Annotated in this window: 25 protein-coding genes; 7 read left to right on the forward strand and 18 right to left on the reverse strand. The window is 70.8% G+C overall.

Features of this window, described 5'->3' with window-relative positions; all coding sequences use genetic code 11:
• Positions 1 to 43: 43 nt before the first annotated feature.
• From nusB to ACFWXC_RS50940, 13 genes are all read right to left on the reverse strand, one after another.
• Complete coding sequence (gene nusB, locus ACFWXC_RS50880; RefSeq protein ID WP_384490787.1) at positions 44 to 475, reverse strand: transcription antitermination factor NusB; 432 nt, start codon at positions 473 to 475, stop codon at positions 44 to 46.
• Positions 476 to 477: 2 nt separating this feature from the next.
• Complete coding sequence (efp, locus tag ACFWXC_RS50885; protein ID WP_384490789.1) at positions 478 to 1,044, reverse strand: elongation factor P; 567 nt, start codon at positions 1,042 to 1,044, stop codon at positions 478 to 480.
• Positions 1,045 to 1,088: 44 nt separating this feature from the next.
• Complete coding sequence (locus ACFWXC_RS50890; RefSeq protein WP_384490791.1) at positions 1,089 to 2,195, reverse strand: aminopeptidase P family protein; 1,107 nt, start codon at positions 2,193 to 2,195, stop codon at positions 1,089 to 1,091.
• Between the two features lie 197 nt (positions 2,196 to 2,392).
• Positions 2,393 to 3,229, reverse strand: coding sequence for a Pro-rich N-terminal domain-containing protein (locus tag ACFWXC_RS50895; protein WP_384490793.1), 837 nt, complete (start codon positions 3,227 to 3,229; stop codon positions 2,393 to 2,395).
• 142 nt (positions 3,230 to 3,371) lie between these two features.
• Complete coding sequence (gene aroB / locus ACFWXC_RS50900) at positions 3,372 to 4,463, reverse strand: 3-dehydroquinate synthase (RefSeq protein ID WP_351735634.1); 1,092 nt, start codon at positions 4,461 to 4,463, stop codon at positions 3,372 to 3,374.
• Positions 4,460 to 4,942, reverse strand: a complete 483-nt coding sequence (locus tag ACFWXC_RS50905; protein WP_384490824.1) for a shikimate kinase — start codon at positions 4,940 to 4,942, stop codon at positions 4,460 to 4,462. The genes aroB and ACFWXC_RS50905 overlap by 4 nt, the downstream gene beginning before the upstream one ends.
• A gap of 32 nt (positions 4,943 to 4,974) precedes the next feature.
• Positions 4,975 to 6,159 (reverse strand): chorismate synthase, encoded by a 1,185-nt coding sequence (gene aroC, locus ACFWXC_RS50910; RefSeq protein ID WP_384490795.1) that lies wholly within the window; start codon positions 6,157 to 6,159, stop codon positions 4,975 to 4,977.
• Positions 6,160 to 6,327: 168 nt separating this feature from the next.
• On the reverse strand, positions 6,328 to 7,167 hold the full coding sequence (locus tag ACFWXC_RS50915) for a shikimate dehydrogenase (RefSeq protein ID WP_384490797.1): 840 nt from the start codon (positions 7,165 to 7,167) through the stop codon (positions 6,328 to 6,330).
• Positions 7,148 to 8,866 carry an endolytic transglycosylase MltG gene (mltG, locus tag ACFWXC_RS50920; RefSeq protein ID WP_384490799.1) on the reverse strand — a complete coding sequence of 573 codons (1,719 nt, stop codon included), beginning with the start codon at positions 8,864 to 8,866 and terminating at the stop codon, positions 7,148 to 7,150. The genes ACFWXC_RS50915 and mltG overlap by 20 nt, the downstream gene beginning before the upstream one ends.
• A gap of 122 nt (positions 8,867 to 8,988) precedes the next feature.
• Positions 8,989 to 9,453: a Holliday junction resolvase RuvX gene (gene ruvX / locus ACFWXC_RS50925; protein WP_384490801.1), complete on the reverse strand. Its 465-nt coding sequence runs from the start codon at positions 9,451 to 9,453 to the stop codon at positions 8,989 to 8,991.
• 14 nt (positions 9,454 to 9,467) lie between these two features.
• Positions 9,468 to 12,140, reverse strand: coding sequence for an alanine--tRNA ligase (gene alaS, locus ACFWXC_RS50930; protein WP_384490803.1), 2,673 nt, complete (start codon positions 12,138 to 12,140; stop codon positions 9,468 to 9,470).
• A complete protein-coding gene (locus ACFWXC_RS50935) occupies positions 12,140 to 12,487 on the reverse strand; it encodes a hypothetical protein (RefSeq protein WP_351707191.1) in 348 nt (115 codons plus the stop codon). Before ACFWXC_RS50935 ends, alaS begins: the two co-directional genes overlap by 1 nt.
• An 11-nt stretch (positions 12,488 to 12,498) precedes the next feature.
• The gene (locus ACFWXC_RS50940; RefSeq protein ID WP_384490826.1) at positions 12,499 to 12,942 is read right to left on the reverse strand and encodes a DUF948 domain-containing protein; all 444 of its coding nucleotides are present in this window, start codon (positions 12,940 to 12,942) and stop codon (positions 12,499 to 12,501) included.
• Positions 12,943 to 13,123: 181 nt separating this feature from the next.
• On the opposite strand from ACFWXC_RS50940, the gene ACFWXC_RS50945 reads away from it, so the two are divergent.
• Positions 13,124 to 15,292: an ATP-binding protein gene (locus ACFWXC_RS50945; protein WP_384490805.1), complete on the forward strand. Its 2,169-nt coding sequence runs from the start codon at positions 13,124 to 13,126 to the stop codon at positions 15,290 to 15,292.
• A 27-nt stretch (positions 15,293 to 15,319) separates the two neighbouring features.
• Here ACFWXC_RS50945 and rpsD read toward each other — a convergent pair whose 3' ends face one another.
• The 3 genes from rpsD to ACFWXC_RS50960 all read right to left on the reverse strand — a co-directional run bounded on the left by rpsD (position 15,320) and on the right by ACFWXC_RS50960 (position 18,294).
• On the reverse strand, positions 15,320 to 15,934 hold the full coding sequence (rpsD, locus tag ACFWXC_RS50950) for a 30S ribosomal protein S4 (protein ID WP_384490807.1): 615 nt from the start codon (positions 15,932 to 15,934) through the stop codon (positions 15,320 to 15,322).
• A gap of 304 nt (positions 15,935 to 16,238) precedes the next feature.
• Entirely contained in the window at positions 16,239 to 17,594 is a 1,356-nt protein-coding gene (locus ACFWXC_RS50955; RefSeq protein WP_384490809.1) for a replication-associated recombination protein A, read from the reverse strand.
• A gap of 43 nt (positions 17,595 to 17,637) precedes the next feature.
• Positions 17,638 to 18,294, reverse strand: coding sequence for a vitamin K epoxide reductase family protein (locus ACFWXC_RS50960; protein WP_382546448.1), 657 nt, complete (start codon positions 18,292 to 18,294; stop codon positions 17,638 to 17,640).
• 145 nt (positions 18,295 to 18,439) lie between these two features.
• Between ACFWXC_RS50960 and ACFWXC_RS50965 the strand changes: the two genes are divergently transcribed.
• The 4 genes from ACFWXC_RS50965 to ACFWXC_RS50980 are packed head-to-tail and all read left to right on the forward strand — an operon-like array spanning position 18,440 to position 21,991.
• Entirely contained in the window at positions 18,440 to 19,306 is an 867-nt protein-coding gene (locus ACFWXC_RS50965; protein WP_384490811.1) for an ABC transporter ATP-binding protein, read from the forward strand.
• A complete protein-coding gene (locus tag ACFWXC_RS50970; RefSeq protein WP_384490813.1) occupies positions 19,303 to 20,151 on the forward strand; it encodes an ABC transporter permease in 849 nt (282 codons plus the stop codon). Before ACFWXC_RS50965 ends, ACFWXC_RS50970 begins: the two co-directional genes overlap by 4 nt.
• Positions 20,148 to 21,371 carry a sensor histidine kinase gene (locus ACFWXC_RS50975; protein WP_384490828.1) on the forward strand — a complete coding sequence of 408 codons (1,224 nt, stop codon included), beginning with the start codon at positions 20,148 to 20,150 and terminating at the stop codon, positions 21,369 to 21,371. The genes ACFWXC_RS50970 and ACFWXC_RS50975 overlap by 4 nt, the downstream gene beginning before the upstream one ends.
• Positions 21,368 to 21,991 (forward strand): response regulator, encoded by a 624-nt coding sequence (locus ACFWXC_RS50980; RefSeq protein WP_384490815.1) that lies wholly within the window; start codon positions 21,368 to 21,370, stop codon positions 21,989 to 21,991. Before ACFWXC_RS50975 ends, ACFWXC_RS50980 begins: the two co-directional genes overlap by 4 nt.
• A gap of 30 nt (positions 21,992 to 22,021) precedes the next feature.
• Here ACFWXC_RS50980 and hisS read toward each other — a convergent pair whose 3' ends face one another.
• Complete coding sequence (gene hisS, locus ACFWXC_RS50985; protein WP_384490817.1) at positions 22,022 to 23,284, reverse strand: histidine--tRNA ligase; 1,263 nt, start codon at positions 23,282 to 23,284, stop codon at positions 22,022 to 22,024.
• Positions 23,285 to 23,296: 12 nt separating this feature from the next.
• Entirely contained in the window at positions 23,297 to 24,004 is a 708-nt protein-coding gene (locus tag ACFWXC_RS50990) for an MBL fold metallo-hydrolase (protein ID WP_384490819.1), read from the reverse strand.
• A gap of 178 nt (positions 24,005 to 24,182) precedes the next feature.
• On the opposite strand from ACFWXC_RS50990, the gene ACFWXC_RS50995 reads away from it, so the two are divergent.
• Positions 24,183 to 25,004 carry a peptidylprolyl isomerase gene (locus ACFWXC_RS50995; RefSeq protein ID WP_384490820.1) on the forward strand — a complete coding sequence of 274 codons (822 nt, stop codon included), beginning with the start codon at positions 24,183 to 24,185 and terminating at the stop codon, positions 25,002 to 25,004.
• A gap of 135 nt (positions 25,005 to 25,139) precedes the next feature.
• Positions 25,140 to 26,369 carry a DUF349 domain-containing protein gene (locus ACFWXC_RS51000; RefSeq protein WP_384490822.1) on the forward strand — a complete coding sequence of 410 codons (1,230 nt, stop codon included), beginning with the start codon at positions 25,140 to 25,142 and terminating at the stop codon, positions 26,367 to 26,369.
• Positions 26,370 to 26,420 lie beyond the last annotated feature (51 nt).

Raw genomic sequence — 26,420 nt, forward strand, 5'->3', positions numbered from 1 at the left:
GCAGCAAGGCGCGCTGCGGGCCCTCCGGCGTCTGTGTGCCGGCTCACGCCTCCCGGCGCAGCGACGGCTTCAGCTCCTTCAGCCGCCCCAGCAGTCCGTTCACGAACGACGGCGACTCGTCCGTCGAGAACTCCTTCGCCAGCTGCACCATCTCGTCGAGGACGACCGCGTCCGGCGTCTCGTCGACCCAGATCAGCTCGTACGCCCCGAGGCGCAGGATGTTGCGGTCGACGACCGGCATCCGGTCGAGCGTCCAGCCGACGGCGTACTGGGAGATCAGCTCGTCGATCCGCCGCTCGTGCTCCGCGTAGCCCTCGACCAGCTGCATCGTGTACTCGCTCACCGGCGGCTGCCGGGTGTCGTCCCGGGAAAGCCTGATCCAGTCCGCGAGAACGGTCAGGACGCCGGCCCCGCGCTGGTCGCCCTCGAAGAGGATCTGGAAGGCACGCTTGCGGGCCGTGTTGCGGGCAGCCACGGTTAGCTGTTCACCCGGCCGAGGTAGTCGCTCGTGCGGGTGTCGACCTTGATCTTCTCACCGGTGGTGATGAAGAGCGGGACCTGGATCTGGTGGCCGGTCTCCAGGGTGGCCGGCTTGGTGCCGCCGGTGGAGCGGTCGCCCTGGACGCCCGGCTCGGTCTCCTGAATGGTGAGCTCGACGGCGGCCGGGAGCTCGACGAAGAGCACCTCGCCCTCATGCTGCGCGACGGTGGCGGTGAAGCCCTCGATCAGGAAGTTCGCGGCGTCGCCGACGGCCTTCCGGTCGATGTGCAGCTGGTCGTAGGTCTCCATGTCCATGAAGACGAAGTACTCGCCGTCCATGTACGAGAACTGCATGTCGCGCTTGTCGACAGTGGCCGTCTCGACCTTGACGCCGGCGTTGAAGGTCTTGTCGACCACCTTGCCGGACAGCACGTTCTTCAGCTTGGTGCGCACGAAGGCCGGGCCCTTGCCGGGCTTGACGTGCTGGAACTCGACGACGGACCAGAGCTGGCCCCCGTCGAGCTTGAGCACCAGGCCGTTCTTGAGGTCGTTCGTGGAAGCCACGGTTGCGGAATCTCCTGGACTGACGTACGACCCCGGGTCACGCGCTACAGCGCGAGCAGCTCCTTGGTCGTGATGGTGAGTAGCTCGGGTCCGCCGTCCGCCTCAGGGCGGACGACGAGCGTGTCATCGATCCGGACACCGCCCCGGCCCGGGAGGTGGACCCCCGGTTCGACGGTGACCGGCACGCAAGCGTCCAGTTTACCCATGGACGACGGGGCGAGCTGCGGGTCCTCGTCGATTTCGAGTCCGACACCGTGTCCCGTGAGGGGCTGGAGTCCCTCGGCGTAGCCCGCGGAGTCCAACACCTGGCGGGCGGCACGGTCCACGTCGCGGTAGGCGGCCCCGGGTACGAGGCTCTCCCGGCCGGCCCGCTGAGCGGCGAAGACGAGGTCGTAGAGCTCGATCTGCCAGTCGGCGGGCGAGGTGCCGATGACGAAGGTGCGGCCGATCTCGCAGCGGTAGCCGCGGTAGGTGGCGCCGAGGCAGACGGAGAGAAAGTCGCCCTCCTCGACCCTCCGGTCGGTGGGACGGTGGCCGCGGCGGCCGGAGTTCGGTCCGGTCGCCACGGAGGTGGGGAAGGCCGGGCCGTCGGCACCGTGGTCGACCAGGCGGCGCTCCAGCTCCAGGGCGAGATGCCGTTCGGTGCGGCCGACGAGGATCGACTCCAGCAGCTCGCCGAGGGCCTGGTCGGCGATCTCGGCGCCGATCCGGAGGCAGGAGATCTCCTCCTCGTCCTTCACGACCCTCAGCTGCTCGACGGCGCCGCCGAGGTCGGTAAGGCGGAGGCGGGGGGCGACCGAGGAGAGGGCGCGGTGCCGGGTCACCGTGAGGTGGTGCTCCTCGACGGCGAAGGCGTCGGCGTCCTGGGCGGCGGCGAGGTCGGCGGCGGCGACGGCGGGGTCACCGCCGGGTCCTTCGAGGAGATGCTGCCGAAGGGAGCCGTCGGGGCGGGCCTCGGTGGGGCGGTCGTCCTGGGGGCCGGGGCTGACGAGGAGGTCCTCGCGCCTGCCGAGCAGCAGGACGGAGCCGGCGGGGGCGGCGCCGGCGAGGTATCTCACGTTGGCAGGGCGTGAGATGAGCGCGGACTGGCAGCCGGCCGCGTTGCATCGTTCCCTCAGCCTGGTTCGGCGGGCCGCGTACACGTCTGACATGAGTCGAGCGTAGGAGTCGTGGGCGATTTGTGCCGGTTGAGGGGGGCCGAGTGGGGTGGTTGGGCGCCGTTGCGGGGTGCGGGTCGGTGGGGGTTGCTCGCGCCCACGCGGCGGAGCCGCACATCGATACAGCCCCGCGCCCCTGAAAAAGCGGTTCCCCGCCCCCCTGAAAACAGGGAGCTGCCGTCACCCCGCGATCACCAGCTCGGTGGGCTCGCTATCGCCCGTGCCAGGACCTCGTCCAGCACGCGGGCCGTGCTCGGCACGTCCAGCTGGGAGTTGTCGATGATCGGGAGGCCCGAGCCGTACCAGCCCGCCATGCGGCCGTGGATGCGGGCCACCTCCTCGTCGGCGAGGCGGCGGTTGCCCGTGCGTTCGGCGTTGCGCTCCAGGACGATGTCGAGGCCCGGGAGGAGGACGACCGGGAGGAGGCCGGGGCCGACGTGGCGCTTCCAGCCGCCGAGGCCGACGACCGGGCGGTCCGGGAAGACCGCGTCGTCGAGGATGCACGAGATCCCGTTGGCCAGGAAGTTGCGGGCGGCGAAGCCGCAGGTGCGGCGGGCCAGGCGGTACTGGGCCTCGGAGTTGTCGTTCCAGCCGGACTGGGGGTCGGCGAAGCCGGAGCGGACCCATTCGCGGACGTCGTCGAGGCTGATGTGGGCCGTGGGGACCCGGCGGTGGTCGGCCCAGTACTTGGCCACGCTCGTCTTGCCCGCACCCGCCGGGCCGATGAGGAGGACGGCCAGGGTGGTGGTGGTCGGGTCGGGCACGGTGGTCGCGGCCGGGGGTGCGATGGGTATGCCGACCGGGGCGCCCGGCGGCAGCGGGACATGGCCCGTGGTGTCGGGGGGCGGCGGGGCCGCGGGCAGGAGGGGAGGCGGCGGAACCGACGGTTGCGGGGGCGCGGCCGGTGGCGGCGGCACGGGCGCGGGGCCCTGCGGCGCTCCCGGGCGGTGTGCGGCCGGCGGCCAGCCGGTCGGTCCCTGCCCCGGCTGATGGGGCGGCGGCAGCGGAGATCCCACTGCGTGCTGCATCCGGTGCCACTCCGTCTCGTCATGTGCGGCTGCGCTCGTTACCGAACGGTACCGCCCCCGGTCGTCGTTTGGTGAAACGGCCGGGGGCGGTACGAAGTGCCCGGGCCGGGAGGCGAATCGGGCGGAAGGAACAGCAGCGGACTTACTGTCCGACCTCGCCGTAGGCGGCGAGCAGCACGGCCGGGTCCGGGCCCTCCAGGACGGTCGGCTTGGCGAGGCCGTCCAGGACGATGAAGCGCAGCAGGTCGCCGCGGGACTTCTTGTCGACCTTCATCGTCTCGACGAGCTTGGGCCACTGGTCGTAGCGGTAGTGCAGCGGCAGGCCGACCGACTCCAGGACCGTGCGGTGGCGGTCCGCCGTCGCGTCGTCCAGGCGCCCGGCCAGCCGGCCCAGCTCGGCGGCGAAGTGCATGCCGACGGCGACCGCGGCGCCATGCCGCCACTTGTAGCGCTCGTTCTTCTCGATGGCGTGGCCGAGCGTGTGACCGTAGTTGAGGATCTCCCGAAGGCCCGACTCCCTGAGGTCGGAGGAGACGACCTCGGCCTTGACCCGGATGGAGCGCTCGATCAGCTCGGCCGTGTGCGGGCCGGCCGGGGTGCGCGCGGCCTCCGGGTCGGACTCGATGAGCTCCAGGATCGCCGGGTCGGCGATGAAGCCGGCCTTGATGACCTCGGCGAGCCCGGAGACGTAGTCGTTGACCGGGAGGGAGTCCAGCGCGGCCAGGTCGCAGAGCACACCCGCCGGCGGGTGGAAGGCGCCCACCAGGTTCTTGCCCTCGGCGGTGTTGATGCCGGTCTTGCCGCCGACCGCCGCGTCGACCATGGCCAGCACCGTGGTCGGGACGGCGATCCAGCGGACCCCGCGCAGCCAGGTGGCGGCCACGAAACCGGCCAGGTCCGTCGTCGCCCCGCCGCCCACGCCGACGATGACGTCGGAGCGGGTGAACCCGGACTGGCCGAGCGCCTTCCAGCAGTAGGCGGCGACCTCGGCGGTCTTGGCCTCCTCCGCGTTGGGCACCTGGATGGCGACGGCCTCGTAGCCCTGCCCGGCCAGGTCGGCGCGGAGCGCGTCGCCGGTCTCGGCGAGCGCCTCGGGGTGGATCACCGCGACCCGCTTGACCCGATCGCCGATCAACCCGCCCAGTTCGCCGAGCAGTTGACGGCCCACCAGGACCTCGTACGGCTCGGTGCCCGCGGTGCCGCCGACCTGGATCCGGGTGACTGCCTCGCTCATGCTTCCTTCAACTCCAGTGCGTCCAGCGCTGCTTGGGTGACCTCTTCGGGCGTACGCCCGTCGGTCGCGACGACCACCGAGGCGACCTCCTCGTACAGGTGCCGCCGTGCGTCCATCAGCTCGCGCCACTGCTTGCGCGGGCTGATCGCGAGCAACGGCCGGGCCGCGTTCAGGCCGGTGCGCTTGACGGCTTCCTCGACGTCCATCGAGAGGTAGACCACCCGCCGGCCGGCCAGCAGCGCGCGCGTGTCCGCGTCGAGGATCGAGCCGCCGCCGAGCGCGAGGACGCCCTCGTGCTCGACCAGCGCCACCTGTACGGCCCGCTTCTCGATCTCCCGGAAGACCGGCTCGCCCTCGGCCACGAAGATGTCGGCGATGGCGCGGCCCTCGGTGGCCACGATGTCCTCGTCGGTGTCCCGGTAGCCGACGCCGAGCCGCTCGGCGAGCAGCTGCCCGACCGTGGACTTGCCCACCCCCATCGGTCCGACCAGCACCACCTTCGGTGCGGCGCTCACCGGATGGCCAGGTTCTCGAGGTACGAGCGGACGTTGCGGCGGGTCTCGGGCACCGAGTCACCGCCGAACTTCTCCGCGACCGCGTCCGCGAGGACGAGCGCGACCATCGCCTCGGCGACGATGCCCGCGGCCGGCACGGCGGAGACGTCGGAGCGCTGGTGGTGGGCCTGGGTGGCCTCGCCGGTGGCCACGTCCACGGTCCGCAGGGCGCGCGGCACGGTCGCGATCGGCTTCATCGCGGCCCGGACCCGCAGCAGCTCACCGGTGGACAGGCCGCCCTCGGTGCCGCCGGCGTGACCCGAGACGCGCCGGATGCCCTCGTCGGTGCCGACGATCTCGTCGTGCGCCTGGGAGCCGGGCACCCGTGCCAGTTCGAAGCCGTCGCCGATCTCGACGCCCTTGATCGCCTGGATGCCCATCAGGGCCCCGGCGAGACGGGCGTCCAGCTTGCGGTCCCAGTGCACGTGCGAGCCGAGGCCGACCGGCACGCCGTAGGCGAGGACCTCGACCACACCGCCGAGGGTGTCGCCGTCCTTGTGGGCCTGGTCGACCTCCGCGACCATCGCCTTCGACGCGTCCGCGTCCAGGCAGCGCAGCGGGTCCGCGTCCAGCTTCGCCACGTCGGCCGGGGTGGGGTACACACCCTTGGGGGCCTTCACGGAGCACAGCTCGACGACGTGCGAGACGATCTCGATGCCGGCCGTCTCCTTCAGGTACGAGCGGGCCACCGCGCCGAGCGCCACCCGGGCCGCGGTCTCCCGCGCGGAGGCGCGCTCCAGGATCGGCCGGGCCTCGTCGAAGCCGTACTTCTGCATGCCTGCCAGGTCGGCGTGGCCGGGACGCGGGCGGGTCAGCGGGGCGTTGCGGGCGAGCCCGGCGAGGATCTCGGGGTCGACCGGGTCGGCCGCCATGACCTGCTCCCACTTGGGCCACTCGGTGTTGCCCACCATGATGGCGACCGGGGAGCCGAGCGTGAGACCGTGCCGGACACCCCCCAGGAAGGTGACCTGGTCCTGCTCGAACTTCATGCGCGCACCGCGTCCGTAACCGAGCCGCCGCCGCGCCAGATGGTCCGCGACCATCTCGGTCGTGATCGGCACGCCGGCGGGAAGGCCCTCCAGCGTCGCGACAAGTGCGGGACCGTGGGACTCCCCCGCGGTCAGCCAACGCAGCCTGCTCAACGATGCTCCTCAGTGCTCGCGCCCTGGTACTGCCCTGCGTACGCGCGTCCTCGCGTACGGCGACGGCCCGACCGGGTGCGCGGCCCCGGTCCGCCGTCTCCGATCCTCCCACGTCCGGGCGGTGAACCCGGCCGCCGGTCCAGCAGACGGACGCGGAGGCGGACCGGGTCAGCGCTCGGCGAGTGCCTTCTCCCCGGCCCGGCGCATGGCGTCCAGCGGCGCCGGGGCGCGGCCGGTCATCTGTTCGACCTGGAGCACGGCCTGGTGCACCAGGAGGTCGAGGCCGCTCACCACGGCTCCGCCGAACATGGACCAGCGTGCGGCCAGCGCCGTGGGCCAGGGGTGGTAGAGGACGTCGAAGAGGGTGGTGGGGCGCTCGGGTACGGCGGCGGCAAGGGCGTCGGTGGTGCCGGCCGGGGTGGTGGCGATGACCAGGGGGGCGTGCAGGGCCTGTCCGGCGTCGGCCCAGTCGGCGGTCCGGACCTCGACGTCGAGCCGCTCGCCCCAGTGCCGCATCTCGGCGGCGCGCTCCTCGCTGCGGACGTACGCGACGACCTCGCCGGTGCAGATCCGGGCGAGCGCGGCCAGCGCCGAGGACGCGGTGGCGCCGGCACCGAGGACGGCGGCGGAGTCGACCTGTTCGATGCCGTGCTCGCGCAGTGCGGCGACCATGCCCGGGATGTCGGTGTTGTCCCCAAGGCGCCGGCCGTCCTCCGTGAAGACGACCGTGTTGACCGCGTCGACCGAGGCGGCCGTCTCACTGATCTCGTCGACCAGTGGGATGACCGCCCGCTTCAGCGGCATGGTCAGCGACAGCCCCGCCCACTCCGGCCCCAGCTGCCCGAGAAAGCCGGGCAGCCGGGTCTCGTCGACCTCGAAGCGCTCGTACGACCAGTCGGTGAGCCCGAGTTCGTCGTACGCGGCCCGGTGCAGCACCGGGGAGAGGGAGTGGGCGATGGGCTTACCGAGCACAGCGGCCCGGCGGGCGTCAGTTGCCCGAGTTGGCATTGAACTTGTCCTTGAGCTTCTCGAATTCGGCGTTGGTCTTGGCGAATTCGGTGTTGTTCACGCCGTCGGTCGCCACGAAATACATCCAGCCGTCGTCGGTCGGATTCAGTGCCGCCTTCAGCGCTTCGTCGCCGGGGTTGCCGATCGGACCCGGCGGAAGGCCCTTCTGGGTGTACGTGTTGTACGGGTTCTGGTTGCTGTTGATCTCCGACTCGCTGATGTGGATTTTGCTCGTGCCCTTCAGGTAATTGAAGGCCGAGTCGAATTGCAGCAACCGGTTCGTCTCGGTGTTCGTGGGCTCGAGACGGTTGTAGACGACTTCCGCCATCTTGCGGAAGTCGTCGTGCGTCTTTCCTTCGGCCTGGACGAGGCTCGCGACCGTGATGACCTGCAGCGGGTTGTCCAGGTCGTACTTCTTGGCCTGGGCCGCGAGGTCGTAGGTGGCGTATTCCTCCTTGGCCGCGGCGACCATCTGTTTCAGGATCGCGTCGGGCTTCATGCCCTTGGCCGCGGGATAGGTGCCCGGGAAGAGGAAGCCCTCCAGCGGATCCATGATCTTACTGTTGGTGTTCGCGTAGCTCGGCAGGCCGAGGCTCTTGTATTGGGCCTTGGCGACCTTCCTGGTGGTACCGGAGGAGAGGCCGAGCTGTTTGTCGAGGGCCACGTAGACGGCTGCCGCGCGCTCGCCCGGGGTGACCACCACATTGGCCTTGCTCTTCGGGTCGAGCATCAGCTGTACGGCACTCGCGGCGGACATCTCCTTCTTCAGGAGATAAGCGCCTGCCTGAATCGTTTTTCCGTCGGGGTTCTGCGACTGGGCGGCCACGAACGCGTCGACGCTCTTGATGACGCCGGCGTCCTCCAGCCGACGGCCGATCTCGTATCCGCCCGCGCCCTTGGGGATCTCGACGGTCACCGAACCGCTGCCGCCACCCGCGTAGTCGGGGGCCGGGCCGAAACGATTTTGGTAGAAGTGCCAGCCGTAATAGCCGACCGTCGCCGCACCGCCGCCGAAGACCAGGCAGACCACCAGGCAGGCGCAGCCGTTGCGGCGCTTCTTGGCCCCTTTGCCACCCTTCGCGTCCTTGCCGCGGCCACCACCGCGGCGCCCTTTCGGGTCGTCGTCATCGTCGTCGTCATCGTCGGCGCCCGTGAAGAAGGGGTGCTGCTCCTCCTCCTCGACGGCGGGCTCCGGCTGCGCCTCCGGCTCCGGGTCGCGCCGGCGGCCGGGCGGTTCCGGCGGCGGGTAGGCGTCCTCGGTGCCGTAGAAGTCGGGCTGCTCCCCGCCGTACGCCACCGGCTGCTGGCCGTAGGGGTCGCCCGGGTCGGCGGCGTAGGGCACCTGGCCGTGGGTGCCGGTCGCGTCCCAGCCGCCCTGGTGGTACTGCTGTTGGGGATGGCCGACGTACTGCTGCTGGTCGTACTGCTGCTGGCCCTGTCCGTCGGCGTACTGAAGCTGGCCCTGCTCGTCGTAGTACGCGTACTGCTGCTGGCCGTGGTGCGGGTCGTACCCGCCCTGCGGGTGCTGGCTCCAGTCGCCGTACTGCTGCTGCGGCTGCTGCGGATAGTGCTGCGGCTGACCGCCGTAGGGAGACTGCTGACCCACGTGGGCCTGCTGTCCTCCCCATCCGTCGTCCCCGTACAACGGGTCCTCCGGATGCCACGGTTCGGAGCCTTCGCCCCGGCCATACTCAGTCATCGATCCCCTAGAGCCGCGAGGCGGCGCGTCACGCGGCTGGTGGGCCGACTGTCGTACCGCTTCTTGCTGTGCGGTGGCTGTTCGAAAACCATCGCATCGCGCGGAACGTTACCGTATCGCGATCAGATGACCACTTCGACGCCCTCGCCGGGTGGTTTACCTGACACCCGTTCGGATTCCAGCGCCTGCTGGAGGATGATCACAGCGGCAGCCTGGTCGATGACCGAGCGGCCCTTCTTGGACTTCACCCCCGAGGCGCGCAGTCCCTGACTGGCCGTCACGGTCGTCATTCGCTCGTCGACCAGCCGGACCGGCACCGGTTTGATGCTGTCGGCCAGCTCCTGGGCGAAGGCCCGGACCTTGACGGCGGCCGGGCCCTCCCCTCCCTTGAGGGAGCGAGGGAGTCCGACGACGACCTCGATCGGTTCGTACTCCTCGACCAGTTGCCCGAGCCGGCGGTGGGCGGCCGGGATGTCCCGGCCGGGGACGGTCTCGACGGGGGTGGCGAGGATCCCGTCGGGGTCGCACGAGGCGACCCCGATCCGGGCGTCCCCGACGTCGACGGCGAGCCGACGCCCTCTTCGCATCTTCTTACCGTTTCTTACTTGGCGGTCTCGGCCACGAGACGCTCGACGGCGTCGATGGCCTCGCCCACGGCGGCAGGGTTCTGGCCGCCGCCCTGGGCGACGTCCGGCTTGCCGCCGCCACCGCCGCCGAGGGTCTTGGCGGCGGTGCGCACCAGGTCACCGGCCTTGAGGCCGCGGTCGCGGGCGGCGTCGTTGGTGGCGATGACCGTGAGCGGCTTGCCGTTGTTGACGGTGAACAGGGCGACCACGGCGGCGCGTCCGCCCTGGATACGGCCGCGCACGTCGAGGACCAGCTTGCGCAGGTCGTCCGCGGTGGTGCCGTCCGGGACCTGCCCGGTCACCACGGCCACACCACGCACGTCCTTGGCGGAGTCGACCAGACCGCCGGCGGCCTGCAGCACCTTCTCCGCACGGAACTTCTCGATCTCCTTCTCGGCGTCCTTCAGCTTGCCGAGCATGGCGGAGACCTTCTCCGGAAGCTCCTCCGGGCGGCCCTTGATCAGCTCCTGGAGCTGGGCGACGACCGTGTGCTCACGGGCCAGGAAGTTGTAGGCGTCGACGCCGACGAGAGCCTCGATACGACGGACCCCGGAACCGATGGACGACTCGCCGAGCAGCTTCACCAGGCCCAGCTGGGCGGTGTTGTGCACGTGGGTGCCGCCGCACAGCTCCTTGGAGAAGTCGCCGATGGTCACCACGCGCACCCGCTCGCCGTACTTCTCGCCGAACTCGGCGATGGCGCCCTGCTTCTTGGCCTCGTCGATGCCCATGATGTCGGCGCGCACGTCCAGGTCGCGGGCGAGCACCTCGTTGATCTTCTGCTCGACGTCGGTCATCACGGCCGTCGGAACGGCCGACGGCGAGCCGAAGTCGAAGCGGAAGCGGCCGGGCTGGTTCTCGGAACCGGCCTGGGCGGCCGTCGGGCCGAGGGCGTCGCGCAGCGCCTGGTGGGTGAGGTGGGTGGCCGAGTGGGCACGGGCGATGGCGGTACGGCGGCGCTGGTCGATCGCGGCGTGGGCCTTGGCGCCGACCGTCACCTCGCCGAACTGCACGACGCCCTTGTGGACGTAGACGCCCGGGACCGGCTTCTGGGTGTCGCGGATCTCGATGACGGCACCGGAGTCGACCTTGATCCGGCCGGTGTCGCCGATCTGGCCGCCGCCCTCGGCGTAGAACGGGGTGCGGTCCAGGACGATCTCGACCTCGTCGCCCTCGGTGGCGGCCGGGGAGGAGACGCCGTCGACGAGGATGCCGACGATCGTGGTCTCGCCCTCGGTGTCGGAGTAGCCGATGAAGTCGGTCTCGCCGGTCTTGTCGGCGATCTCGCGGTAGGCGCCGGCTCCGGCGTGCCCGGTCTTCTTGGCCTGGGCGTCGGCCTTGGCGCGGTCCCGCTGTTCCTTCATCAGGCGGCGGAAGCCGTCCTCGTCCACGGCCAGGCCCTGCTCGGCGGCCATTTCGAGGGTGAGGTCGATCGGAAAGCCCCAGGTGTCGTGGAGCAGGAAGGCCTTGTCGCCGGCGAGGACCGTGCCGCCGGCGTCCTTGGTCTCGGTGACGGCGGTGTCGAGGATGTTGGTGCCGGCCTTCAGCGTCTTGAGGAAGGCGTTCTCCTCGGCGACGGCGACCTTCTCGATGCGCTCGCGGTCGGTGACCAGCTCCGGGTACTGCTGGCCCATCATCCGGATGACGGTGTCGATCAGGTCGAGGACGACCGGGCCGGTGGCGCCGAGCAGTCGCATGTTGCGGATGGCGCGGCGCATGATGCGGCGCAGGACATAGCCGCGGCCCTCGTTGCCGGGGGTGACGCCGTCGCCGATGAGCATCACCGACGTCCGCATGTGGTCGGTGACCACGCGCAGGGAGACGTCCGAGCCGTGGGCGTCGCCGTAGCGGACGCCGGTCAGCTCGGTGGCCTTCTCGATGACCGCCATGGAGGTGTCGATCTCGTACATGTTCTGCACGCCCTGCAGAATCATGGCGAGGCGCTCCAGGCCGAGGCCCGTGTCGATGTTCTTGCTGGGCAGTTCGCCGAGGATCTCGAAGTTGTCCTTGCCGATGCCCTCGCCACGCTCGTACTGCATGAAGACGAGGTTCCAGATCTCCACGTACCGCTCGTCGTTGACGGCCGGGCCGCCCTCGACGCCGAACTCGGGGCCGCGGTCGTAGTTGATCTCGGAGCAGGGGCCGCAGGGTCCGGGGACGCCCATGGACCAGTAGTTGTCCTTCATGCCGAGGCGCTGGATGCGCTCCTTCGGCACGCCGACGACGTCGTGCCAGATGCGCTCGGCCTCGTCGTCGTCCTGGTAGACGGTGATCCACAGCCGGTCCGGCTCCAGGCCGTAACCGCCCTTGTCCTGGGAGCTGGTGAGCAGCTCCCAGGCGTACTTGATGGCGCCTTCCTTGAAGTAGTCGCCGAAGGAGAAGTTGCCGCACATCTGGAAGAAGGTGCCGTGGCGGGTGGTCTTGCCGACCTCTTCGATGTCGGGGGTGCGCACGCACTTCTGCACGCTGGTGGCGCGGGCCCACGGCGGCTTGACCTCGCCGAGGAAGTAGGGCTTGAAGGGCACCATGCCGGCCGGGACGAGGAGCAGAGTCGGGTCGTCCGCGATGAGCGACGCCGAAGGGACGACGGTGTGACCGCGCTCTTCGTAGAAGCTCAGCCAGCGGCGGCGAATCTCTGCCGACTCCATCAGTGGTCCTCATTCCGGTCGTACGAGTACGTCGTGTTCTCGATGTACTTCGGGTTGCTGCGGTTGTTCTCGATGGCGGTGAGCCGCCGGGGCGCGGGGAGTTCGGGGTCCGCGTTGATGCCCAGCGCATCCCCCAGCTCCGCCTCCCGCTGGGCCATGTTGTCGCGGACGTCGAGCGCGAAGCCGACCGCCCGGTCCTTGATCCGGTGACCGGTCTCCAGCGCCTTGTTCGCGGCGGTGGCGGCGAGGCTCTCGGGGGTCAGCTGCCTGAGCTTGCGGTTGACCTTGGTGGTGGCCCAGACACCGGCGGCGACACCGGTGGTGAACCAGAAGGTACGGCGGAACATCTGCCTGGCTCCTACTTTCCCCGGTTCTTCCGCCGCGCGGCGGGCACGGTCCGGCCCACGATCACGGTACGCCCGGGCTCCCGGGCGGGCACGTCCTCCGCCTTGCGGCCGGTCAGTGCCCGGCGCACGCCGTAGCCGAACGCCGCGACCTTGACCAGCGGGCCGCCGAAGGCGGAGGCGACGGTGGTCGACAGCGCGGAGGCGTTGGAGGTGACCTCCTGGACGTCGGAGGCGATCGCGTCGACCCGGTCGATCTGGGTCTGCGCGGAGCGTACGGCCGCGGAGGCGTCGGCGAGCAGCGGGACGGCCTGGTCGGTCACATCCGCCACGAGCTTGGTGGTCGCCTTGAGCGTCTGGGCCAGCCTCACGAGCGCCACCGCGAGGAAGGAGACCAGGATCGCCCAGAAGACGGCCACCAGGATCCCGGCCACCTCTCCACCGGACACCGCGCGCACCCGCTCCCTGTCTCGTGCCTGGACGATGTAGATCAACAACAACGTGGATCAACATCGAAAAGTCTGCACCGAGCCTATCGCGCCGGGCGTGGGACTCCGTACCGGATTACCGGCGCGCTGGAGGTGGAGTTACGGGAAGCGATTGTACGGACCGAACACGGTTAAGTACGCTCCGTGTCCCATGCGAGGACCTCAGCGCCCCGGCTCTTCGACGGACGGCAATCTGCCCCTGGAACTGACCGCGTTCGTGGGTCGCTCGGCCGAACTCGGCGAGCTGGCCCGGGCCCTGGAGTCCGGCCGGCTGGTGACGGTGACCGGGGTCGGCGGGGTCGGCAAGTCCCGCCTCGCGGCCCGGGCGGCCGCCGCGGCGGCGCCCCGGGACGGGGTGTGGCGGGTGGAGCTGGCCGCGGTGCGCGATCCGGAGTTCGTGGAGTACGCGGTCGTCGAGGCACTGGGCCTGACCGACCACACCACCCGGCTGCCGCGCGAGACGCTTCTGGAGCACCTGGCCGGCCGCAGTTGTCTGCTGCTGCTCGACGGGTGCGAGCACCTGGTCGCCGGGTGCGCGGAGCTGGTGGCCGAGCTGCTGCGGCGGCTGCCCGGCCTGACCGTGCTGGCGGTGGGGCGGCGGCCGCTGGGCGTGGCGGGTGAGCGGTTGTTCCCACTGGCGCCGCTCGGCGAGGACGAGGCGGTGGAGCTGTTCGCCGAGCGCGCCGAGCGGCAGGGGCTGGATGTCCGGGAGTGTGCGGAGGTCCGGGAGGTGTGCCGGCGCCTTGACGGGATCCCGCTGGCGATCGAGCTGGCGGCGGGCCGGCTGCGGGCGCTGTCGCCCGGGCAGCTCCTGGAGCGGCTCGACGACCGGTTTCGGCTGCTGACCGGCGGCGGGCGCGACGGGCTCCCCCGCCATCAGACGCTGCGCACGGCGATCGGCTGGAGTCATGAACTGTGCACCCCCGCCGAGCGGTTGCTGTGGGCGCGGCTGTCGGTGTTCGCGGGGACCTTCGACCTGGAGGCCGCCGAGTACGTGTGCGGCGGGAACGGCCTGTCGTCCGAGAACGTCCTGGACGTGCTGGCGGAGCTGCTCGCGCAGTCGGTGGTGTCCCGGGAGGAGACCCCGACGGGGGTGCGCTACCGCATGCTCGACACCGTACGGGCGTACGGTGCCGACTGGCTGGCGGCGACGGGGGACGCGGGGCGGCTGCGGCGCCGGCACCGGGACTGGTTCATGGGGCTGGCGACCTGGTGCGAGCTGGACTGGTTCTCGCCGCGGCAGGGCGAGGTGGCCGCGCGCGTCGAGGCCGAGCTGTCGAACCTGCGGGCCGCCCTGGACCACTGTCTGACCGAGCCGGACGAGGCACATCTGGGCCAGTACCTGGCGGGCTCGCTGTGGTTCTACTGGGCGGGCTGCGGGCGGCTCTCGGAGGGGCGGCGCTGGCTGGAGCTCAGTCTGGAGCTGGACTCGGAGTACCCGCGGTCCCGGCTGAAGGCGCTGTGGGTGCTCGGCTACGTGGCGATCCTGCAGGGCGAGGCGGTGCCCGCGCTGGCCGCGCTCCAGGAGTGCCGGGAGGAGGCCGAGCTGGTCGCCGACCCCATGGCGGTGGCGTACGCGGAGCACCGCACCGGCTGTCTGGCCCTGGTCACGGACGACATGGCACGGGCGGAAACGCTGCTGCGCTCGGCGCTCGGCCGCTACCGGGAGATCGGCGAGCTCAACAGCAACGTCCTGATGGGCCAGGTCGAACTGGCGATGACCAGGGCGTTCCTCGGCGATCTGCCGGACGCGGTCCGGCTGTGCGAGGACGTGCGCCGGGTGTGCGAGGACCACGGCGAGCACTGGGCCCGGTCGTACGCGCTGTATGTGCTGGCGTACGCGGCCTGGCGGGACGGCGACCACGCGGGCGCCCGCGAGCTGCTGACCGACTGCCTGGGCCATGCGCACGGCTTCCATGACCTGCTGGGTTCGGTGCTGTCGATCGAGTTGCTTGCCCTGGTGACGGTGGCCGAGGGCGATCCGGCGGAGGCGGCGGTGCTGCAGGGCGCGGCGGGGCGGATGTGGCCGTCTGTGGGACTGCCGCTGTTCGGCTCGGCCTACTACAACGCCCCGCACGAGCTGTGCGAGGCGACGGCCCGGCGGGCGCTGGGCGAGGAGCGGTACGCGGAGTGCGTACGGCAGGGGGCCCTGCTGGACCGGGAGGCGGCGGTGGCCCGGGCACGGGAGTACTTCGGGGTGCGGCCGCTGGACGCGCTGCCGGCGCCGCGCGGGCCGGTACGGCGGCAGCGGGGGGACGGTGCCGGTATGCGGAAGCCCGCCGCCTCGCCCACCCGGAAGGGCGGGGAGACGGCGGGCTGACGCTGGAGTGCTGCGCCGGGGCTGGGATCAGCGGGCGTAGTACTCGACGACGAGCTGCTCGTCACAGATGATCGGAACTTCCTTGCGGTTCGGCTCGCGGTCCAGGCGGAACGCCAGGGCCTTGAGGTTCACCTGCAGGTAGCGCGGGATCTCGCCGTCGGGGGCGAAGCCACCCTCACGGGCGATCTGGAAGAGCGTCTTGTCCTTCGAGCGGTCGCGGACCTGGATGACGTCGTCCGGACGCACGCGGTAGGACGGCTTGTCGACCTTCTGGCCGTTGACCTGGATGTGGCCGTGGACGACCATCTGGCGGGCCTGGTAGATCGTGCGGGCGATGCCCGAACGCAGGACCAGCGCGTCGAGGCGACGCTCCAGCTCGATGATCAGGGCCTCACCGGTCTTGCCCTGCACCTTGGAGGCACGCTCGTAGGCGCGGACGAGCTGGCGCTCGGACACGTCGTACTGCGCGCGCAGACGCTGCTTCTCGAGCAGACGGACCTTGTAGTCCGAGTTCTGCTTGCGGCCGCGGCCGTGCTCACCCGGCGGGTAGGGACGGGCCTCGAAGTACTTGACGGCCTTCGGGGTCAGCGCGATGCCGAGGGCACGCGACTTCTTGACCTTGGGGCGGGGCTGGTTCGCCACTTGTCTCTTTCTTCCTTCTGATATCCGGCTCGTCAGGGTTGAGGGAGGTCGCAATCCGCAGCCGGGGAAACCCGCCGGGACCCGTTGCCGGGCCTGGTGGGCAGCCGCTCCCCTGGTCTGGGCACATACGTGCAGCACGCGAGTGGCCCACCGGCCGGTCCCGCCGTGCGGCGAGTGGTGGTGGGCTGCCCGCGACACCGTTCGACGGTGCGCGACGCTCCTGGAACCTCCTTGCGGAGGCTCCGGCCGACTGTCCCGCTCTGACAGCGCGGGACTCAGCGCTTCGAGGGATTCTACAGGCTACTCAGGACCGCCTGCGACCGAGGTGCTTCCTGGTCCACTCGACCGCGTCCGCGTAGCGGGCTTCGGAGCCGTGCCGGGTCGGGGCGTAGTACTCGCGGTCCTTGATCGGGTCCGGTGCGTACTGCTGCTCGGCGATGCCCTCGGGCAGGTCGTGCGGATAGACGTAGCCCTGCGCGTGCCCCAGCTTGGCGGCACCCTTGTAGTGGCCGTCCCGCAGATGCGGGGGCACCTGCCCGGCCAGTCCCTTGCGTACGTCCTCCAGGGCGGCGCCGATCGCCGTGGTGGCGGAGTTGGACTTGGGGGCCAGGGCGAGGGCGATGGTGGCGTGGCTGAGGGTGAGGGCGGCCTCCGGGAAGCCGATCATGGCGACGGCCTGGGCGGCGGCCACCGCTATGGGCAGGGCGTTCGGGTCGGCGAGCCCGATGTCCTCGCTGGCGGAGATCATCAGGCGGCGGGCGATGAAGCGGGGGTCCTCGCCGGCCTCGATCATCCGGGCCAGGTAGTGCAGGGCCGCGTCGACGTCGGAGCCCCGGATGGACTTGATGAGGGCGCTGGCGACGTCGTAGTGCTGGTCGCCGTCCCGGTCGTACTTCACCGCGGCCCGGTCGACGACCTCCTCCAGGGTCCCCAGGCCGATCTCCGCCTCGCCCTTGTCGAGAGCGGCCCCGGCGGCGGCCTCCAGGGCGGTCAGGGCCCGGCGGGCGTCGCCGCCGGCGATCCGCACCAGGTGCGCCTCGGTGTCCTCGGGGAGGGTGACGGAGCCCTTCAGGCCGCGCTCGTCGGTCAGGGCCCTTCTGAGCAGGCCGCGGACGTCGTCGTCGGTGAGCGGTTCGAGGGTGAGCAGCAGGGAGCGGGAGAGCAGCGGGGAGATCACCGAGAAGTACGGGTTCTCGGTGGTCGCGGCGATCAGGGTGACCCAGCGGTTCTCGACGGCCGGGAGCAGGGAGTCCTGCTGGGCCTTGCTGAAGCGGTGGATCTCGTCCAGGAAGAGGACGGTCTCCTTGCCGTACCCCCCGGTGGCGCGGCGGGCGCCGTCGATGACCGCGCGGACCTCCTTGACGCCCGCGGTGATCGCGGAGAGCTCCACGAACCGCTTGTTGGTCGCCTTGGAGACGACGTAAGCGAGGGTCGTCTTGCCGGTGCCGGGCGGGCCCCAGAGGATCACCGAGGAGGGGCCGGCCGGACCGCCGGAGCCCTCGCCGACCAGTCTGCGCAGCGGGGACCCCGGCTTCAGCAGATGCCGCTGGCCCACCACCTCGTCGAGGGTGCGCGGGCGCATCCGCACGGCCAGGGGGCTGCCGGTCGGGTCCTTCTCCTGGCGTTCTTCTGCGGCTGCGGTGAACAGGTCGGGTTCCACGCTGAAACCCTAAATCACGGCACTGACAATCCCTCCAGGGCTGTCAGCTGGTCCAGAAGTCCCACCAGCGGGTCAGGATCAGCATGCCGATGATGCCGATGTGCAGGACCGGCAGCACCCAGGTGAACTCGCCGAAGAACGACTTCAGCCAGTTCGGGGCCGGCAGGAAGCTCTTGCGGATGTTGAAGGACGTCACGTACCAGAACATGATGATCGTCGCGACCCAGGCCAGCGAGCACCACAGGCACAGCGCGTTGATCCGGTACAGGGACTGGAACTGCAGCCAGCTGCAGAAGCCGACGCCGAAGAGGGTGCCGAAGTTGAAGGTGAGCCAGTACCAGCGCGGGAAGCGGGCGCGGGCCAGCAGGCTCATGCCGACGCAGATGACGATGCCGTAGCAGACCAGGCCGAGCATCGGGTTCGGGAAGCCGAAGGCGGCGGCCTGCTTGGACTCCATGACGCTGCCGCAGGAGACGACCGGGTTGAGGCTGCACCCGGGGGTGAACGTCTTGCCCTCGACCTTGGCTTCCAGCAGTTTGAACTTGTCGATCGTGATGACCCAGGCGGCCAGCAGCCCGGCGGCGCCGGTGATGATCAGCAGCAGGCCGAAGGCGATGCTGCCGCCCTCGGTGCGCGGTGCTGCGGAGGCATGCTCGGGCTCGGGCTCGGTGGAGACGTCGTTGACTGTCGTCTTGCTCATCACGCCGATTCCGTCTGTTTGAGAGTTGGAACTTCTTCGGGCAGGGGCCATTGTGCCGCACGAGGCGCCCTGTCCACCGTTCGGTGGACATAAGGACGTACGCACGGTCGTCCCGGAGTGTTCGGTTCAGGCCGATGATCGAGGCATGACAGCACACGCGAACGAACTCGCGGTGGACGTCCGGGGGCTGCGCAAGCGGTACAGGGGCGTGACCGCGGTGGACGGTATCGATCTGGGTATCCGGCGGGGCGAGGTGTTCGGCCTGCTCGGGCCCAACGGGGCGGGCAAGAGCACGACGGTGGAGATCCTCCAGGGCAACCGGGCCCGGGACGGCGGCGAGGTCTCGGTCCTGGGTTCCGATCCGGCGACGGGCACGCGCGCGTGGCGGTCCCGGGTGGGAATCGTCTGGCAGGACGAATCGGCGCCCGCCGAGTTGACGGTCCGCGAGACCGTACGGCACTTCGCGCACTACTACCCGAGGCCCCGCGACCCCGAGCAGGTGATCGGCCTGGTCGGTCTCGAAGCCAAGGCGAACAGCCGGATCAAGGGCCTCTCGGGCGGCCAGCGCCGCCGTCTGGACGTGGCGCTCGGGGTGATCGGCGGCCCCGAGCTGCTGCTCCTGGACGAGCCGACGACCGGTTTCGACCCGGCGGCCAGGCGCCGGTTCTGGGATCTGATCCGGCTCCTCGCGGACGAGGGCACCACGATCCTGCTCACCACCCACTACCTGGAGGAGGCGGAGGCCCTCGCGAACCGGCTGGCGATCGTGGCCGACGGCCGGGTGGTCGCCGAAGGCGAGCCGCAGGCGCTCCGGGACCGCTTCGGCACCGGCGCCACCGTCGAGTGGACGGAACCCGACGGCACCACGCGCGCGGAGCACACCGAGACCCCGACGAGGACGGTCGCCGAGCTCATGCGCCGCTTCGACGGCGAGATCCCGGGGCTCCGGGTGAGCCGCCCCACCCTGGAGGACGTCTACCTCCGGCTGACCGGGCAGGAGGCCGCCCGATGACCACGACGACCGCCGCTTCGGTGCGGGCCCGCAGCGGCGGCACACGGCTGCCGGGCGCCTGGACGCTCGGCCTGCGCCGGGGCGCCCTGGAGATCAGGCAGTTCTTCCGCCAGCGCGACCAGGTGGTCTTCACCTTCGCCTTCCCGGTCGTCTTCCTCTTCCTCTTCGCGTCGATCTTCCACGACGACGTCGAGGGCAGCGGTGTCACCGCCTCCCAGCTGTACGTGCCGGCCATGATGGCCTCGGGGATCATGTCGACCAGCTTCCAGTCGCTCGGCATCTCGATCGCGGTCGAACGCGACGAGAGGGTCCTGCGCCGGCTGCGCGGCACCCCGATGCCGCCGTCCGCGTACTTCCTCGGCAAGATCTGGCTGGTTCTCTTCACGGGCATCCTGGAGACGGCGATCCTGCTCGCCGTCGGCACCACGCTGTACGACGTCTCGCTGCCGTCCTCGGCGACCCGTTGGCTGGACTTCGCCTGGATCTTCGCGCTCGGTCTGACCGGGTGCGCGCTGCTCGGCATCGCGATCAGCTCGGTGCCGAAGTCGGCGAAGAGCGCCAGCTCCGTGGTCGTACTCCCGTTCCTGGTCCTGCAGTTCATCTCCGGGGTCTACATCTCGGTCGGCACCATCCCCGGCTGGATGCTGGACATCGGCGCGCTGTTCCCGCTGAAGTGGCTGTGCCAGGGGCTGCGCGGGGTGTTCCTGCCGGACTCGGCGAAGGTGCTGGAGCAGGCCGGCGCCTGGGAGTTCGGGCGGATCGCCCTGGTGCTGGCCGCCTGGTGCGTCGGAGGATTGGTGCTGTGTCTGCTGACCTTCCGCTGGAAGAACCGGCGCGACGGATGACCCGGGGCGCGGCCCGTGACGTGGACGCCTGGGACCGGACGATCCGGCTCTGGGACGTGTACTTCGCGGTCGTGTGGGCGGCCACCCTGGCCTTCGTGCTCGGCGCGGAGGTGCCGGGGTGGCCGGTCCGGCTCGTCGCGGCGCTGCTGCTGGTGCCGTTGGTGCCCTGGTACCTGTCGGTCGGACGGGCGCTGATCCAGCTGGACGAGCCGGCCGAGCCGACGGAGCCGGCCGAACCGGCCGAGCGACGGACGATGCGCTACCTGGCCGGGGTGATGGCGCTGTTCCTGCCGTCGGCGGTACTGGTCGGCGAGGTCCGGCTGATGACGTTCGCGCTGATCCCCCAGTGCTTCATGACCCTGCGGATGCGCAGGGCGCTGATCGCGGTCACCGTGATCAACCTGGCGCCGGTGGCGGGCTGGGCGCTGCTGTGGCGGCCGGCGGCCCCCGACCTGTTCGCCAACTCCCTGTCCGCCACCGTGTCCCTGGTCTTCTCGGTCGTGATCGGCAGCTGGGTCGTCCGCATCATCGAGCAGAGCGCGGAACGGGCCGAGCTGATCGCGGAGCTGGACGCCAGCCGGCACGAGATCTCCCGGCTCTCGGCGGCGCACGGCGCGCTCGCGGAACGGGAGCGGATGGCGCGCGAGATCCACGACACCCTCGCCCAGGGGTTCACCAGCCTGCTGATGCTGGTCCAGGCGGTGGAGGCGGAGCTCGACCAGCACGATCTGCCGCAGGCCCGCCGCCATCTGACCCTGATGGACGAGACGGCCCGGCAGAACCTCGCCGAGGCCCGGGCGCTCGTCGCCGGGGGCGCGCCCGCCGATCTGGACGGCGCGTCGCTGCCGGACGCGCTGCGCCGGCTGGTGGACCGGCACGCGTCGGCCCGGCTGGAGGTGACCGGGCCGGTACGGCCGCTGCCGGCCGGCGCCGAGGTGGTCGTCCTGCGCTCCTGCCAGGAGGGGCTGACCAACGCCCGCAGACACGCGGGGAGTTCGGTGCCGGTGGGGATCCGGCTCGCCTACGAGGAGGAGAGCCTCACGGTGGCCATCCATGACGACGGCCGCGGCTTCGATCCGGACGCCGTGTGCACCGGTTACGGTCTGGCGGGGCTGCGGGCGCGGGCCTTGGCGGCCGGCGGGACGGCGACGGTGCGGAGCGCGCCGGGGGCCGGTACGACGGTGACGGTACGGCTGCCGCTGGGAGGTGGTCCCCGGTGATCCGGATCGTGCTCGCCGACGACCATCCCGTCGTACGGGAGGGTCTGCGGGCGATGCTGAGCGCCGAGCCGGACCTGGAGGTGGTGGCCGACGCGTCCAACGGGCCGCAGGCGGAGGCGCTGGCGGCGGAACTGAGCCCCGACATCGTGCTGATGGATCTGCGGATGCCGGGCGGCGGGGGCGTCGACTCGATCCTCCGCATGTCCGAGGCGGGGCTGCGCTGCCGGGTGGTCGTCCTGACGACGTACGAGAACGACCGGGACATTCTGCGCGCCGTGGAGGCGGGTGCGGCGGGCTACCTGCTGAAGGATCTGCCCCGGGGTGAACTGGCCGACGCGGTACGGGCGGCCGCGCGGGGCGAGACCGTGCTGGCCCCGTCGGTGGCTGCGCGGCTGGTGGACCGGCTGAGGGTCCGGCCGGAGCGCCCCCACCTCTCGGAGCGGGAGGTGGCGGTCCTGCGCCTGGTGGCCGAAGGCTGCACGAACGCGGAGATCGGCCGCCGGCTCTTCATCGGGGAGTCGACGGTGAAGACCCACCTGCTGCGGGCCTTCGCCAAACTCGGAGTGGACGACCGAACGGCAGCGGTGACGCACGCGATGCGGTTCGGGTTGCTGGAGTGAGGGGACTCGCGCCCCCTCACTCCGCCGGGCTCAGCCCAGCCTCGACTCCAGTTCCGCCACGATCTCGTTCACGCCGATCGACGTCTGCTCGCCGGACTCCATGTCCTTCAGCTGGACGACGCCCTCGGCGAGGTCGCGCTCGCCGGCGACGATCGTGTAGCGGGCCCCGCTGCGGTTGGCGTTCTTCATCGCGCCCTTGAGGCCCTTGGCGCCGTAGGAGAAGTCCGCCGCGACGCCCGCCCGGCGGAGCTCCGTGACCTTGGCGAACAAGACCCGGCGGGCCTCCTCGCCGAGCGGTACCGCGAAGACGCTGGTGGCGGAGGGGAGGTTCAGCTCCACGCCCTCGGCCTCCAGGGCGAGGACCGTGCGGTCGACGCCGAGCGCCCAGCCCACCGACGGGAGCGCGGGACCGCCGATCATCTCGGAGAGGCCGTCGTAGCGGCCGCCGCCGCCCACCGCCGACTGGGAGCCCAGACCGTCGTGGACGAACTCGAAGGTCGTACGGGTGTAGTAGTCGAGGCCCCGGACCAGCTTCGGGTCGTCCTCGTAGGTGACGCCCGCGGCCGTGATCAGTTCGCGGACCTCCTCGTGGTACGCCTTGCAGGCGTCGCAGAGGTAGTCGCGGAGCAGCGGGGCACCGCCCAACTGCTTCTGGACCGACTCCCGTTTGTCGTCCAGGACCCGGAGCGGGTTGATCTCCGCCCGGCGGAGGGTGTCCTCGTCCAGGTCCAGGCCGCGCAGGAAGTCCTGGAGCGCGGCCCGGTACACCGGGCGGCACTCCTTGTCGCCCAGGCTGTTCAGCAGGATGCGGAAGTCGCGCAGCCCCAGCGAGCGGTACGCCTGGTCGGCCAGGATGATCAGCTCGGCGTCGAGCGCCGGGTCCTCCGCACCGATCGCCTCGGCGCCGACCTGCGAGAAGTGGCGGTAACGGCCCTTCTGCGGACGCTCGTAGCGGTAGTACGAGCCGGAGTACCAGAGCTTGACGGGGAGGTTGCCGGCCTTGTGCAGGTTCGCCTCGAGGGCGGCGCGCAGGACGGACGCGGTGCCCTCGGGGCGCAGGGCCAGCCGGTCGCCGCCCTTCGTCTCGAACGCGTACATCTCCTTGGTGACGATGTCGGTCGACTCGCCCACCCCGCGCGCGAACAGTTCGACGTTCTCGAAGCCGGGGGTCTCGATGTAGCCGTAGCCGGAGTCGCGCAGCGGCGCGGCGATCGCCTCACGGACGGCCAGGTACTTGGCGCTCTCCGGCGGGATCAGGTCGTAGGTGCCCTTGGGGGCCTGGAAGGTACTCACGAAGCTCTCTCGTCACATTCCTCGTCGGGGAGCGTCCGCGCTCCCGAGGCCGGCCGCCACCTGCCGCAGATAGGCGTTGGTGGCGCGCTCCTGGCCGATGGTCGTCTGGGGGCCGTGGCCGGACAGCACCACGGTGGAGTCGTCGAGCGGCAGGCACACGCGGGCCAGCGAGGTCAGCATGTCGTCCATGGAGCCGCCCGGCAGGTCCGTGCGTCCGATGGAGCCGGCGAAGAGCAGATCGCCCGAGAAGAAGACCGAGGGGATGTCGGCCGTCTCCGGCATCTGGAAGGTCACCGACCCCTTGGTATGGCCCGGGGCGTGCGCGACGGAGAGTTCGAGTCCGGCCAGCTCCAGCTTCGCGCCGTCGGTCAGTTCGAAGACGTCGTCGGGCTCCCCCACCGTCAGCTCGCCCATCAGCGGCATGCCGATGGACCGGCCGAGCGCCTTCTCGGGGTCGCTCATCATGTACCGGTCCTCGGGGTGGATCCAGGCCGGCACGTCGTGCGCGCCGCACACCGGGACGACCGAGGCCACGTGGTCGATGTGGCCGTGGGTGAGGACGACGGCGACGGGCTTGAGCCGATGCTTCTTCAGTGCTTCCTCGACGCCTTCGGCGGCCTGATGGCCGGGGTCGATGATCACGCACTCCGCACCGGCGGCGGGGGCGACGAGATAACAGTTCGTCCCCCAGGCCCCGGCGGGGAACCCGGCAATGAGCACGATCGTCCTTCGTTGTGTCGATTCGGGTGGCCACAAGCTGTGGTCCTGAGCCTACCGGCGCTGCCGTTTCCTCAGCGAACCCATATACGGTACGGGGCTACACGCAGTGGTCGGCTCACACAGCGCACAGGACGCACGCGTACCGGTCGACATACGACACGCATGAGGAGAGAACCCGGTGGTCACCCAGGAGCAGCGGCGGCGTCAGCTCGCCCGGGAGAAGTTCTTGCGGCAGCAGCAGCGGCGTACCAGCGCACGGCGCAAGTCACGTATGCGCAACTCCGTGATCGCGTCCGTGCTCGGCGTGATCGTGATCGGCAGTGTGGCGCTGTACACGACCGGCGTGCTGAAGAACGACGACAAGGCGAACGCCAGCTCGGAGACGACGCCCAGCGCCACGCCCAGCGCCAGCAAGGCGCCGGACCCGTGCGAGAAGCCCGCCGCCGGCAAGGTGGCGAAGCTGAGCTGGAAGAAGGAGCCGGCGATGTCGATCGACACGTCGGCGAACTACACGATGAAGCTGGCGACGACCTGCGGTGACATCGACGTCGCGCTGAAGACGGCGGCGGCCCCGCACACGGTGAACTCGTTCGACTTCCTCGCGTCGAAGGGCTACTTCGACCACACGAAGTGCCACCGGCTCACCACCAACGGCATCTACGTGCTGCAGTGCGGCGACCCGACGGGTACCGGCAGCGGCGGTCCCGGGTACACGATTCCCGACGAGAACCTGAAGGACACAAGCCTGAAGGGCGGTGTCTACCCCGCGGGCACGATCGCGATGGCCAACACCGGTCAGAAGCACACCGGCGGCAGCCAGTTCTTCCTCGTCTACCAGGACAGCCAGTTGCCGGCCAGCTACACCCCGTTCGGCACGGTGGACGCGGCCGGACTCAAGATCTTGAAGAAGATCGCGGCCGCCGGAGACAGCACCGGAGCAGGTGACGGACCCCCGAACGCGACGGTCGTCATCAACAAGGCGACGGTCACGAAATCCTGAGGTCCAACTGCGAAACTTCGGTCGCGCGGGATGCGGACAGGCAACCCGCCGGTCGCCTATGTTGGCCGTGACGAAACTGTGGACGATGCCCGGGGGCGCTGAGGCCCCTCGCGGGCATCATGTGGAGGAGGCGCTGTGAGCAGCGACCCGTGGGGCCGCGTCGACGAGACGGGGACCGTGTACGTGCGTACGGCCGACGGCGAGCAGGTCGTCGGTTCCTGGCAGGCCGGCTCCCCTGACGAGGCGCTGGCCTACTTCGAGCGCAAGTACGAGGGCCTGGTTGTCGAGATCGGCCTCCTCGAAAAGCGAGTACGGACCACCGACCTGTCCGCGAAGGACGCCCAGGCCGCCGTCGACCATCTGCGCGAGCAGGTGGAGGCGCACCACGCGGTCGGTGATCTGCAGGCGCTGCGGGACCGGCTCGACGAGCTGGTGAAGACCGTGGAGTCGCGTCGCGAGGAGCGTCGGGCGCAGCGTGCCAAGCAGTCCGACGAGGCCCGCAAGGCCAAGGAGGACCTGGTCGTCGAGGCGGAGCAGCTGGCCCAGTCCGACCAGTGGCGGTCGGCCGGTGAGCGGCTGCGCGCGCTGGTGGACACCTGGAAGGGGCTGCCGCGCCTGGACCGCAAGTCGGACGACGAGCTGTGGCACCGCTTCTCGCACGCCCGGTCGGCGTTCTCCAAGCGTCGCAAGGCGCACTTCGCGCAGCTGGACTCGCAGCGCGAGGACGCCCGCAAGGCCAAGGAGAAGCTGGTCGCCGAGGCCGAGTCGCTCTCGGACTCGACGGACTGGGGTCCGACGGCCGCGCGTTACCGCGAGCTGATGACGGAGTGGAAGGCCGCCGGCCGCGCCCAGCGCGAGCACGAGGACGACCTGTGGAACCGCTTCCGCGGCGCCCAGGACGTGTTCTTCGCGGCCCGCGGCTCGGCCTTCGCCGAGCGGGACGCGGAGCAGACCGAGAACCTGAAGCTGAAGGAGGAGCTGGCCGCCGAGGCCGAGAAGCTCCTGCCGATCACGGAGCTGAAGTCCGCGCGGTCCGCCTTCCGCTCGATCAACGAGCGCTGGGAGGCCATCGGCCATGTGCCGCGCGACGCGCGTCCCAAGGTCGAGGGCCGGATGCACACGGTCGACCGGGCCATCCAGGAGGCCGAGGAGGCCGAGTGGCGCCGGACCAACCCGGAGGCACGCGCGCGTGCCGCGGGTCTGACCGGCCAGCTCCAGGCCGCCGTGGACAAGCTGAGGACGCAGATCGACCAGGCCCGCGCCCAGGGCAACACGTCCAAGGCGGAGAAGCTGGAGCGTGAGCTGGAGGGCCGCCAGGCGCTCCTGGACCAGGCTCTGAAGGGCCTCCAGGAGTTCGGCGGCTAGCGGCGCCGCACGGCATACGACGAGAGGGGCCCCGTACACGGCGTACGGGGC

This window comes from Streptomyces sp. NPDC058683, assembly GCF_042716195.1.
Taxonomy (GTDB): Bacteria; Actinomycetota; Actinomycetes; order Streptomycetales; family Streptomycetaceae; genus Streptomyces.

Coding starts and splice junctions, on each gene's coding strand:
- ACFWXC_RS50935 (WP_351707191.1), bottom strand. CDS start 12,487: ATGTTCCGCCGTACCTTCTGGTTCACCACCGGTGTCGCCGCCGGTGTC.
- mltG (WP_384490799.1), bottom strand. CDS start 8,866: ATGACTGAGTATGGCCGGGGCGAAGGCTCCGAACCGTGGCATCCGGAG.
- ACFWXC_RS50890 (WP_384490791.1), bottom strand. CDS start 2,195: ATGTCAGACGTGTACGCGGCCCGCCGAACCAGGCTGAGGGAACGATGC.
- ruvX (WP_384490801.1), bottom strand. CDS start 9,453: ATGCGAAGAGGGCGTCGGCTCGCCGTCGACGTCGGGGACGCCCGGATC.
- ACFWXC_RS50945 (WP_384490805.1), top strand. CDS start 13,124: ATGCGAGGACCTCAGCGCCCCGGCTCTTCGACGGACGGCAATCTGCCC.
- ACFWXC_RS50975 (WP_384490828.1), top strand. CDS start 20,148: ATGACCCGGGGCGCGGCCCGTGACGTGGACGCCTGGGACCGGACGATC.
- ACFWXC_RS50970 (WP_384490813.1), top strand. CDS start 19,303: ATGACCACGACGACCGCCGCTTCGGTGCGGGCCCGCAGCGGCGGCACA.
- ACFWXC_RS50915 (WP_384490797.1), bottom strand. CDS start 7,167: ATGCCAACTCGGGCAACTGACGCCCGCCGGGCCGCTGTGCTCGGTAAG.
- alaS (WP_384490803.1), bottom strand. CDS start 12,140: ATGGAGTCGGCAGAGATTCGCCGCCGCTGGCTGAGCTTCTACGAAGAG.
- ACFWXC_RS50965 (WP_384490811.1), top strand. CDS start 18,440: ATGACAGCACACGCGAACGAACTCGCGGTGGACGTCCGGGGGCTGCGC.
- ACFWXC_RS50905 (WP_384490824.1), bottom strand. CDS start 4,942: ATGGGGGTGGGCAAGTCCACGGTCGGGCAGCTGCTCGCCGAGCGGCTC.
- ACFWXC_RS50895 (WP_384490793.1), bottom strand. CDS start 3,229: ATGCAGCACGCAGTGGGATCTCCGCTGCCGCCGCCCCATCAGCCGGGG.
- aroB (WP_351735634.1), bottom strand. CDS start 4,463: ATGAGCGAGGCAGTCACCCGGATCCAGGTCGGCGGCACCGCGGGCACC.
- ACFWXC_RS50960 (WP_382546448.1), bottom strand. CDS start 18,294: ATGAGCAAGACGACAGTCAACGACGTCTCCACCGAGCCCGAGCCCGAG.